This is a genomic window from Mesorhizobium sp. M7D.F.Ca.US.004.01.2.1 (assembly GCF_003997785.1).
In the GTDB taxonomy this organism is placed as follows: domain Bacteria; phylum Pseudomonadota; class Alphaproteobacteria; order Rhizobiales; family Rhizobiaceae; genus Mesorhizobium; species Mesorhizobium loti.
In genome coordinates, this window is the sequence record NZ_RZRQ01000641.1 from 1 (window position 1) to 1,470 (window position 1,470).

Consider the following 1,470-nt stretch of genomic DNA (forward strand, 5'->3'; position numbering starts at 1 on the left):
GACGTGTGGATGCGCCCGCTCGCTTCGGTCGCCGGCACGCGCTGCACGCGGTGCACGCCCGATTCGAATTTCAGATGCGCAAAGACGCCCTTGCCCGACACCGTGGCGATGATTTCCTTGTAGCCGCCGGCATCGCCATCGCTGGCTGAGGCCGTCTCGAAACGCCAGCCGCGTTCGGCAGCGTAGCGTTCATACATGCGAAAAAGGTCACCGGCAAAAAGGGCCGCCTCATCACCACCGGTGCCGGCGCGGATTTCGAGAATGGCGTTCTTGTCGTCGGCGGCATCCTTGGGCAACAGCAGGATCTGGATGTCCTTCTGCAGCGCCTCGATGCGTTCCTCGACCTCCGGCAGGTCGGCCTCGGCGAGCGCCCGCATCTCGGCGTCGGTGCCCTTGTCGGCAAGCATGGCTTCGAGGTCGGCCTGCTCATGCTCGGCCAGGCGCAGTGCCCTGACCTTGGCCACCATGTCCTGGATTTCGGCATATTCGGACGCCATCCGCACATAGGCGTCCGGCGCCGGGCCAGCCGACATCTGCGCTTCGAGCATCTCGAAACGTTTGACGACTTGATCCATACGATCGCGGGGCAGGTTGACCATGATGAGGCTACTACAATGGAATCGAACGGTCGTCGGCAAAGGCCTGCAAAAGCGCCCGCATCGGCAAGCCCTGCGCCGGCGCCATCAGATTGTCGTCGAAGAAGGCCTCCAACTCATCCAGCGGCAGTTCCGTCAGCATCGCCTTGACCGGGCCGATCGAGGCCGGCGACATCGAGATCGAGCGGAAGCCGAGACCGATCAGCGCCATAGCCGAAATCGGCTTGCCGGCGAGTTCGCCGCACAGGGTCACCGGCGTGTGGTTGCGGACGCCGGCATCGGCGATCTGCTTCAGGACGCGCAGGAACGGCGCCGACAGCGTGTCGAAGCGGTTGGCGAGTTGCGTGTTGCCGCGGTCGACGGCCATGACGAACTGGAACAGATCGTTCGAACCGACCGAGACGAAGTCGACCGCCTTCATCAGCTCATCGAGCTGGAACAAGAGCGATGGCACTTCAAGCATCGCCCCCAGCTTCAGGCTGGTCGGCAAATGATGGGCAAAACGCGAGAGATGCCGCACCTCGCGGTCGATGATCTCGCGCGCCTGGGCGATCTCGCCAAGCTCGGTCACCATCGGCAGCATCAGCTTGAGTTCACGCCCGCCACTGGCCTTGAGCAGCGCGCGGATCTGGGTGCGCAGCAGCCCCGGTCGGTCAAGCGTCAGGCGGATCGCCCGCCAGCCGAGCGCCGGGTTCTCTTCCTGGATCGCGCCCTTGAAATAGGGCAGCACCTTGTCGCCGCCAATATCGATGGTGCGGAAGGTGACCGGCTTGCCGCGCGCTGCCTCGAGCACGTCGCGGTAAAGCTTTTCCTGGGCCTCGGCACGGGGAAATGTCGAAGCGACCATGAACTGCAGTTCGGTGCGGAACAGGCC

Annotated in this window: 2 protein-coding genes; both read right to left on the reverse strand. The window is 64.1% G+C overall.

Annotated features, from left to right (window positions below; genetic code table 11):
* Positions 1 to 599, reverse strand: a 599-nt coding sequence (locus EN993_RS35740) for a PCRF domain-containing protein (RefSeq protein ID WP_127266235.1), incomplete at its 3' end; no start/stop codon positions are given.
* Between the two features lie 10 nt (positions 600 to 609).
* Positions 610 to 1,470, reverse strand: an 861-nt coding sequence (locus EN993_RS35745; protein WP_348630458.1) for a putative PEP-binding protein, incomplete at its 5' end; no start/stop codon positions are given.